Origin of the sequence: Massilia sp. UBA6681 (assembly GCF_002454935.1) — a bacterium.
Taxonomy (GTDB): Bacteria; Pseudomonadota; Gammaproteobacteria; order Burkholderiales; family Burkholderiaceae_D; genus Telluria; species Telluria varians.
On the sequence record NZ_DKJX01000052.1, the window covers coordinates 136,653 to 146,729 of the forward strand.

At 64.8% G+C, this 10,077-nt stretch carries 7 protein-coding genes; all 7 read left to right on the forward strand.

The annotated features are described in order from the left end of the window. Positions 1–82: 82 nt before the first annotated feature. Positions 83–433, forward strand: a complete 351-nt coding sequence (locus tag B2R83_RS08465; protein ID WP_063972546.1) for a hypothetical protein — start codon at positions 83–85, stop codon at positions 431–433. A gap of 216 nt (positions 434–649) precedes the next feature. After that, complete coding sequence (locus B2R83_RS08470) at positions 650–1,093, forward strand: hypothetical protein (protein WP_182643615.1); 444 nt, start codon at positions 650–652, stop codon at positions 1,091–1,093. 78 nt (positions 1,094–1,171) lie between these two features. After that, positions 1,172–1,975, forward strand: coding sequence for a ParA family protein (locus B2R83_RS08475; protein ID WP_292040103.1), 804 nt, complete (start codon positions 1,172–1,174; stop codon positions 1,973–1,975). Positions 1,976–1,981: 6 nt separating this feature from the next. Continuing rightward, positions 1,982–2,299 (forward strand): hypothetical protein, encoded by a 318-nt coding sequence (locus tag B2R83_RS08480; RefSeq protein WP_063934998.1) that lies wholly within the window; start codon positions 1,982–1,984, stop codon positions 2,297–2,299. 128 nt (positions 2,300–2,427) lie between these two features. Further along, positions 2,428–2,928 (forward strand): hypothetical protein, encoded by a 501-nt coding sequence (locus tag B2R83_RS08485; protein ID WP_292040106.1) that lies wholly within the window; start codon positions 2,428–2,430, stop codon positions 2,926–2,928. Between the two features lie 145 nt (positions 2,929–3,073). Further along, on the forward strand, positions 3,074–3,694 hold the full coding sequence (locus B2R83_RS08490) for a hypothetical protein (protein ID WP_182643619.1): 621 nt from the start codon (positions 3,074–3,076) through the stop codon (positions 3,692–3,694). Positions 3,695–3,768: 74 nt separating this feature from the next. Further along, a complete protein-coding gene (locus B2R83_RS23975; RefSeq protein WP_292040107.1) occupies positions 3,769–9,744 on the forward strand; it encodes a DEAD/DEAH box helicase family protein in 5,976 nt (1,991 codons plus the stop codon). The last annotated feature ends 333 nt before the right edge of the window (positions 9,745–10,077 follow it).

Genomic DNA, 10,077 nt, shown 5'->3' on the forward strand with positions numbered 1-10,077 from the left:
AGAGCGTGCGGCTCTAGCGGTGCTGGTGGCACGAGTGCCACTTGTGCCGCGTGTGTTCAAGTCGAGACGTTAGGGTTCAACGATGATCGTTCGCGGTTCTCTCATTCACCTGCACACCACCACAATCACGACCAAGCGCGGATCCACCCAACTAACGACCCTGCGGGTCGTGGACGATCACTCGCGCCCGCAGCACGGTGGCCAACCGGGGGCGCGCCACTCCCCCACTCGATACGAAGTGCAGTTCGTTGACTCGAAGCTGTTTCAGTGGTCCACGGCAATCCAGGCGAGGTTCACGGTCGGCGACGACCTCTTGGTCTACGCCGAGGACGCGATCCGGGTCCAGGGAGATAAAGACGGAGCGTCCACCCTGGTGGTCTACGGCATCGACGTTGGCCATGCGACACAGCCCTTTGCCCGCCGGGTGGAGTAGCTAGTTGGTGGGGGTCCCTTTCCCTGCTCCCGCCAGTCTTGGTGCTCCGCTGCCGGCGTCAAGGTCGGCACCATGCGTGGAGGTCACCGCCGGTCACGGCGACCGGAAAAAGCCAGGACAAACACGCTAAACCCCTTGTGCCACTAGTGGCACTAGTGCTACTATTAAGGCATACCGAGAGGGCAACACCGCCCCCGGAAACCCCAGGAGGACACCATGAGTGATTCACCCACCAGTCTCGCCGCCCTCGGGCTAGCGCTGTCCGAGGTCGCGTCCCTGCTCGCCGACGCTGAGGTGCTGCACGCCCTGACCTCCCACCTGACTGCACGTGAGGTGCTGGTTTTTGCCCGACTGTTCAAGGCTGCCGGGAAGGACGACGCCCACCGCTGCGTGGTTGAGGGCATCATCCATGGCGACGAGGAGGTGCGAGCGGTGGCGACCCCGGAGGTCACCGGCCCGGGTTCGGTTCGCATCGAGTACTTCAACCACTTTGCCGACAGCAGCATCGAGGACGGCCCCTTCCATGTCCGCGAGTTCTCGACCGGAGGACTGCGCAACGCTCTGCGTGAGCTCGGTCTTGAAGTGGACACCGACACGATCGAATGGGCGGCGATCGCACTGCCCGGGCGCATCGTCCTCGACAGTGCACGACGCGACTAGAGCGACACGCAAAATCAACTAGTGGCGCGTGCACCGCACGCGCCACTAGTTGCACTAGGGTCACTAGAGGGAGGAAGCATGAAAATCGTTGCAGTAGCGAACCAGAAGGGCGGAGTCGGAAAGACCTCCGTCGCGCAGTCTTTGTTGCACGCCGCCGCTGCCCGCGGAAAGAAGGCGCTGGGTATCGACCTGGATTCCCAGGGCAACCTGACCCAGCAGCTCACCGCCCGCAACGCGGACGAGTGGTTCGACGTCACCATCGCCGACGTCATGGATCCGTCGACGAACGTGCGCGTCGACGAGGCGGTCGTTCCGACCCGGCGAGATGGCATCGACCTCGTGCCCTCGGGCTTGGACGACTACGTCGCAGTAGAGATGACGCTGACCGGGGCGATGATGCGCGAACTGACGCTGCACAAGGCCCTCAGTCAGCTCCCGGACGACGCCTACGACCTCGTCGTGATCGACTGCCCCGCAGCGCTCGGCCTGACCTTGACCAATGCGTTCGCGGCTGTGGACTCGGTCATCATCGTCACCGACCCGTCGTCGGCCGGATTCGTCGGCGTCGGGCGCATCGTCAACACGATCGACACCGCCAACGATCAGCTCGGACGCGTGCTTGGCCGCGAAATCGACATCGCTGGCATCGTCATCAACGGGCACCGAACCAACGTTAAGACCGAAGAGGCCTTCGTGTCTGAGATCGAGGACTACGCCCGCGACGCGGAGATTCCAGTCCTTGGCCGCCCGCTTCCCAGACTCACCTTCATCCAACGAGCGAACGCTGCCGGGTACGGATTCGACGAGCTCACCGAAATTCGCGCGGTCGAGGTCGCCCGGTTCTTTGACGACATGCTCACGACCATCACGGGAAAGGACTGATCGACCATGGCGGACAAGTTGCCGGAGGGCCCCAAGCCCCCGAACCGCAGGAAGCGATCGGTGTTCAGCGACCTGAGCTCCGTTCCGCACGAAGCCCCATCGCCGGTCGCCGAGGTCGCCCCGGTCGAGGCCGCCAGCCCACAGAAGAGGGGGGCCGGCAAGAAGAAGGGCTGGGACCGCACCGGCCAGGTGTCGGTGGTCCTGGGAAAGGAGCGTCACGAGAGGCTCAAGGACGTGTGGGCTTCCAATGCTCGTGACTACGACGCCATCGCCGATCTCATTCGTGAGGCGATCGACGAAAAGCTCGACAGGTTGGAGAGGTAGAACTTGTGGCGCACGTGCCACATGCGCCACCATTCGAACAAGTGCCCCTTGTGCCACAAGGGGCACTTTCTTTTGGCGACAAAAAGTAGGCCTAGAACTAGGCCTACCCGTGGCGTATAACCGAGACCATGCCAACTCGAGTCCTTGCGACCAATGAGATGAAGTCCAATCTCGCCGCGCACATCCGCCACGTGGCTGCTGATCCACGGCGCCGCGTGTTCGTCGGTGCGCATCGCAGGGCGGAGGCAGTTCTGGTGTCCACCTACTCGGAGGTGCCGGAACCGGAGCTGCACATGATGGCAGCGCTTTCCGGGCGAGCGCTCGGGTTCGAGCTGGCGTCGGCGAGGAGCGCTGGGCTAGCTCGGCCTGACGTGGGGGAGTACCGCCGACTGCTGGCGGTCCTGGCATCGCGGGGTCGACGACCGGACTGCGTGGGTCTCATCGCGGCTGCCGTCGGAGCTGTCGTCGCGCAATCAGGTCTATCAGTCGCCTCGGCCGTGCGCGAGGTGGGCGAGCTCATCGGCGACGCACTTGAGCCGGATCTGGACTGGGCAGATCTAGCCCTCGACGTTGAAGACAGCCTGGGGGGAACTGGCGGAATCGGGCAGGGAGGCAGAGTTCATGGATGAGAAGGAATCATCACGGTGCACGTCCCACAACAGGCATTTCCGGGGTCGTAGGGTGAAGCGAAACCGCAGCCGATCGTGGAGGCACCGTTGTCAGAACAGCCGGACCTATTCAGCTTTGGCGACGATGCCCCCGAAGGAGACAACCATGTCAGAGATGACGCGCAGAGCCGTTCAGGCGGCATGGGAGGAGCTCGGACGGGACCGGGAGTACCCGACTCCAGAAGCGCTGGAGGCCGCGATTCAGGCGGAGGCCGAGAGGCTGGCGGAGATGATCGGAGACGAGACCGAACGGCTCAGGAGCATGGGGATCGCTCAGTTCCGGGCGGACAATCAGGGGAACTTTCCGCCCTACATAGAGACCGTGCAGATCGGCAACCGGGCACGAGCGCAGGCCGAGGAAACGATTCTGTGGCAGGAACTGGGGGAAGAGGTGGAACTGGCAGCCGAAGAGGAGGACCAGGAGACCTTCGAGGACCAGAGCTGGCGGACCAGCCCGGATCGGTGGCGGACGCACACCGACGTGGTGGGCGACCCGAGTCCCGAGATCGACGTGCAGACGGAGGACGTCTGGCCGGAGCAGACGATCCGCTTCCGAGTGATGGCGGCCTATTTGATGCAGACACGCTACGAGGACGGGGAACCAATACCGGAGACGCCGAACGATCCACTCAGAGCACTGTTTACGGACCTCGTCGAACGGGAGCTGGAGCGACGCGAAAGCGTCCTGTCCGAAGCAAGAGGACTGAGCCAGAACAACTCGACCTAGTCTTCGACGACACCGGAGCGGCGCCGGTCGACCCGGCAACGATCAACGTCCATTCTGAACCTCTGCCGGCGCCCGTGCGTCAATCGGAGGTGGCAGAAGAGCCGGCCAGCCTGGCATTAACCGGCGGCGGTGGGGGAGTGGTCGCCCCCGATGCCGACCAGCGGCCCGAACCCGTCGACTACGCGCCGCCCCGGGACGTCGTCGTCCCGTCCGGCAAGAAGGCCAGAGTCGAGGCGAACATCGCCGCCATTAGATTGCTCCAGACCCTCGACGCCGAGGATCGTTATGCGACCCCCGACGAACAGGCAATCATCGCGCAGTGGTCCGGCTGGGGCGCCGTGCCCGAAGTCTTCGATCCGCGTCGAGCCGATTTCGCCGACGAGCGTGCGGAACTCGAGTCGCTACTCAGCTCAGCCGAGTGGAACCGGGCGCGGCACACCATTCTCAACGCCCACTACACAGACCCGACTGTTGTCGCCGAAACGTGGAGTCTCCTACGACGAGCCGGATTCCAGGGCGGGCTCGTCCTCGAACCCGGCAGCGGCAGTGGAACCTTCATCGGTCACGCCCCGGCCGATGCACAGATGGTGGGCGTGGAGCTCGACACCCTCTCCGCTCGAGTCGCGGCGGCGCTATATCCCAGTGCCCAGGTGCGCAATGAATCGTTCGCCGACACCGCGGTACCCGACAATTCTTTCGTTGCCGCAATCGGAAACGTCCCATTCGGCGACATCAAGCTGTGGGACGACGCCCACAACAGGGGCCAGCACTCCATCCACAACCACTTCATCATCAAATCGCTGGACCTCACCGCCCCCGGCGGTTACGTCGCTCTGCTCACCAGTCGGTACACCGCCGACGCAGCGAGAGCCGACGCTCGCACCGCTATGGCCGATCGAGCTGACCTGATCGGCGCGGTTCGCCTTCCAACCGGCGCCTTCCGCCGGGTCGCAGGCACGGAAGTCGTCACCGATCTGCTGGTGTTCCGCGTCCGCGAACATGGGCAGGAACCTACTGAAACGACCCGCCAGTTCGTTCGCACCAATGACGTCACCGTGCGGACCGATCTCGCCGACGGGGACGCCCCACCGGCCCGACTCACCGTCAATCAGTACTTCCTCGACAACCCCCATCACATCCTCGGCACACTGACCGCTGGCCACGGCATGTATGGGCAGGACGAACTACGCGTCCTGGCCCGCAATGACGCTCCGCTCGACAGGCAGATCGCTGACGTCCTCGGCCCCGTGATCGACGCGGCAGTTCTTGACGGCCGCGGCTTGCTCGCCAACCGGGATCTCGTCGTCTACGACTCCTCCCTGGCCACCGATCGGGGCCTCGTCGTTCCCGTCGAGAAGCACGGCGAAGTCGCTAGCGACACACTGCGCTACAACAGTGATCACAACCTGATCGAGCGCTTCGACGGAACCGAGTGGGTCGACAGCAAGTGCCCCAAGAGCAGGCTCGCCGAGTGGCGTTCCATCCTCGAGCTGCGTGACACCGCGCTTTCCCTCGTACAGATCCAGCGAGACGGGGGAGACCCTGCCGATAAGGCCGCCCTGCGCGCCGCACTCAACGAGCACTACGACGCCTATGTGACCAAGTACGGGTTCCTCAACCGGTTCAGCTGGAAGCAGCCACCGGAAGTCACACAAGACGAGCACGACACCCGCCTCGAGGCCGCTCTAACCACCTGGCTCGACACCGAGGGGCCCAACTACGGCGCCGAGAACATGCAGGACATCCCAGACGGTGTCCGATCACGCCTGGACGAAGAAGCCTGGCAGCCCAAATCGGCGGCAACGAAGAGACAACCTCACCTGGCCGGCGCACTACGCGCCGACCCTCATCTCCAGACTGTCCTAGCCCTCGAGCACTTCGACGAGGAACGGATGGTCGGCCGCAAAGCGGCCATGTTCACCGCCGACGTCCTCGAGCCGGCAACCCCCATCATCGCCGCAGAGACAATCCAGGATGCGCTGGCGGTGAGCATGGACGAAAGCGCCAGCGTCGACGTCGCGCGGATCGCTCAGCTCATGGACGTCGACGCTGGCACCGTCGAGCAACAGCTTCAGGCCGAGGCGCTGGCGTTCCGCTCCACTGAAGACCCCGGAACGTGGATCCCGCGCAGCCGCTACCTGGCCGGCAACGTGCGCGTAAAGCTCGCCGAGGCGAACGCCGCCGCAGCAACCGATGACCGATACCGCTCGAACGTGGCCGCCCTGCGCGAGGCCATCCCCGCCCGCATCGAGGACGGGATCCGCGCCCGGCTGGGAGTGACCTGGGTCAGCCCCGACGACTATGAACAGTTCATCGCGGACACCTTCCGCATCGACAAGGACTCCGTGACGGTCAGCTACGTCAACAACGAGTGGGTCATCGAAGGCAGCTCCTGGTACGACGGCTACCAGACCGACGCCCTCGCCTACGGTCTCGTGCCCCAGAAGGGCCGCTACTCTCGGTCCTACAACTTCGTGGGTACCGACCGCGAGCAAACCCTGGCCAATCAGGGCGTCTCCCTCGGCCGCGACCGCTCGGGTAGCTTCGACCACTGGCAGGTTCTCGACTGCCTGATGAACTCTCGGCCCATCACGGTCAACCGCTCCAAGGAGTACAAGGAAGCCGTCCCCGGCGGAGACATCCACGCCGGCGCCACACGAGCGGCCAAGCAACGGGCCGAACGCCTCCAGGAGGCATTCGCCGACTGGGCGCTCAATGGCGATCCCGAGCGACGCGAACGCCTCCTCACCGAGTACAACTGGCGGTTCAACGCCACCGTCGCCCCCAGCTACGACGGCTCACACCGAACCTTCCCCGGGCTGGGAAAGACCTTCAATCCCTACCCCTACCAGCGGAACGCCGTCGAGCGCATCGTCAACGAACCGACCGTGTTGCTCAACCACGTCGTCGGTGCTGGCAAGACCGGCACCATGCTGATGGGAGCGATGGAGCTGCGGCGTCTAGGACTAGTCCGCCAGCCGTGGATCGTGGTGCCCAACCACATCGTGGACCAGGTCGCCCGTGAGGCCGCTCAGTGGTACCCGGCCGCCAACGTCTTGTCCGGTGCCGGCCGCACCACCGCAGAGGGCCGACAAAAGCTCGTCGCCCAGTCCGCAGCGCAGGACTGGGACATCGTGATCGTCCCGCTTTCGGCGTTCACCCGCATGAAGACCTCGGCTCAAACCCGCGCTAGCTTCATCAGCAACCAGATCGACGCCATGCGCTCGGCGCTCCTCGAGGCCAAGGACGGCAACCAGAGCGCGGCGACGATGAAGCAGATCGAGAACGCGATGGCCAAGGCGCAGATCAATCTCGACAAAGCGATGGACGCCACCCGCAAAGACGAAGGCCTAACCTTCGAGCAATCGGGCTGCGACTACTTGTTCATCGACGAAGCCCACCTCTACAAGAACCTTGCCCGCACCTCCGGCGTGCAGGAACTGAGCCACCCGGGGTCCGATCAGGCGATGGACCTCAAGCTCAAGCTCGACTACCTGCGCGATCGCAAACGGCAAGAAGCCTCAGCGGCAGGCGTTCCCGACGATGCGTACGTCGAGCGGGTCGCCTGTTTCGCGACCGGAACTCCGGTCGCGAACTCCCTCGCCGAGCTCTTCGTCATGCAGACCTACCTCCGCCCTGACCTGCTTGAGCACGCAGGAGTCGACAGCATTGACGCGTGGGGCCAGAACTTCACCGACACCACAGAGACTGTTGAACTCAACGCGTCGGGCACGAAGCTGCGCTCGGTCACCCGAGTCGGCCAGTTCGCCAATGTCGGGGACCTGGTCGGCATGGTCAGCCAGTTCACCGACGCCGTCACCCGCGATCAGGTGCCGGTGAATCTGCCCGCAAAGCGCTCCGGAAGCAACATCGTCGTGGACTTCGAGCCCAGCCAGGAGGTCAAGGACTTCATCCAGGATCTTGGCCACCGCGCCGACACTCTCGACCCCCGCCGGATGGATCTCGACAACGCTCTCAAGATCGCCAACGACGGCCGCAACGTCTCCCTCGACCCGCGCAGCGCCCACCTGGCCCCGCCCACCGAGGGGGGCCGGGCACGCGAGGTCGCCACCCGCATCCTGGCCGAGTGGGAGGCGGCCCGAGACCGCGCCTACCTCGACGACTTCGGGGAGCCTTCCGACGTCCGCGGAGGCCTGCAGATCGTGTTCTGCGATCGGTCCGTGCCCAAAAATGATGGGCGCTGGAACATCTACGCCGCCATCAAGGCCGAGCTGGTCGCCGGCGGGATGCCTGCCGAGCAGATCGCCTTCGTGCACGATCATCCCAAGCCCGAAGACAAAGCCGCGCTCTACAAGGCCTGCCGCGCCGGCCGAATCAGCGTGCTCATGGGTTCCACGGAGAAAATGGGCACCGGCACCAACGTGCAGACACGAGCGGTCGCCCTTCACCACGTCGATGTGCCCTGGCGACCCGCCGACCTCGAACAGCGCGAGGGCCGCATCATTCGACAGGGCAACCAGAACCCAGAGGTAGCCGTCTACAACTATGTCGCCACCGCGACCTACGACACCGCGATGTGGCAGACGCTCAACCGCAAGGCCGCATTCCTCGAGCAGCTCTACGCCGCGGATCGCTCCATCCGCAGCATCGAGGACCTATCGGCCGACAACCTGGCCGAGTCGACCGCTCTGGTCAAAGCCATCGCCACCGGCGATGACCGATACCTGCGGCGCGTGGAACTCGAGCGAGACATAGAAGCACTCGACGCACGACGCGAGAGCCACCTGTCAGAGGTCAGATCCCGCCGCGAGGAGATCGCGGCGCTGACTCGCTCCATCCCTAACGAGGAAAAGCGACTCGAGCAGCTCGCCGCCGTCGCCCCGGAACTTAAGGCCTGGGCCGAGAAGGAGACGAAGGACTACACCATCGGCCGCACGTCGTTCAGCGTCCGAAAGGACGCCTCGGATCGTCTGCTGGAGGCGCTGCGTGAGGCGTACGTTCAACTGCGCGGAGCAGGCCCCAATGAATCCGCACACGTCGCCACGTTCGCAGGGGTGCCGCTACACGTCACCCGCGTGATGGAACACGACATGGTCATCCTTCGCTTCGGCGACCTCCCACTGACCGGCGTGAGCATCACTCAAGAGCAGCTCTGGCCACAACGGGACGACTCCCGATTCGGAGTCTGGGGCGCAGGCAGCACCGAGGCGCTGGACGTGGAGGCCGACGAAGCGAAGTCCAGCCGAGCTGCGATGGCCAACGGCGTGATGACTCGCATCGAGAACGCGATCGGCAGGGCGCCTGGCCAGGTCGACGCCGCTAGAACTGAGCTCGACACCGACCGAAAGCGGCTCGACGAACTGCACAACACCCCAGATGAGCCCTTCCCGGACGCCGCGAAACTCCAGCTGATGAAGACCGAGCTAGCCAGCATCAACGACGACCTCGCCGCATACGAGAACTCCGACGCCGCCCAGCTGGCCCAGACAGAACTGGACCAGCGACTCGCGGCCAAGGGCCGCAGCCCCGGCTGGTCACTGATGCTCAACCCGACTCCAGCCCTGGTGGAAGAACTCGGCTTCGACACCGCGGACGAGGTGCGCGAGATGATGCGACAGCGCGAGATCGAAGCCCTGGAAGCGTGGGCGTCACTGCCGGGCGCAACCCAGAACACCGCCCCGACTCGGGACGTGGACTACGACGACCTGCGCGGAAAAATCATGGACCACGCCGACGCCATCGAACGGGCGGCCGAGGAAAGCGATCTGGCCCTGGACTCGGCGATGGATGACTATCGCCGCTTCGCCGAAGACCTGATCCGACAGGGCGGACCAGCCCGGGACATCGGCCGGCGGCTTATCGACGTAGGAGATCAGATCGGCGAAACGGGAAACCCCCGACCGCTCGACGACCTCACCCGCGACCTCAAATCACGTAGTGCCAGCGCCGAGCAGGCCCCCGTCGACAATGACTTCACGACCTCCTACCTCGAGCATCGCGCCCAAGCCCCGGATCTCGACCCGCTATCGGAATGGCAGAACCCAGGCTCGCCCAGCGGGCCGGAGCTCGGACACGATCCTGACGCCTAAGCCGCCCCGCCGGGTGGAGTAGCTGGCTGGTGGGGGTCCCTTTCCCTGCTCCCGCCAGTCTTGGTGCTCCGCTGCCGGCGTCAAGGTCGGCACCCTTCGGGTGCGCCGGCTCCACCGACAAGCCCCGGACGCGCTCGCTGCGCTCGCTTATATCGCCCGGACCTTCCCGCCTCCGCCGCCGTTCCCTCTCTTGACCCCGTCCGCTCCACACCAATCGGGCCGGTATCAGGGAAAGGGGCACCATGCGTGGAGGTCACCGCCGGTCACGGCGACCGGAAAAAGCCAGGACAAACACGCTAAACCCCTTGTGTCACTAGTGGCACTAGTGCTACT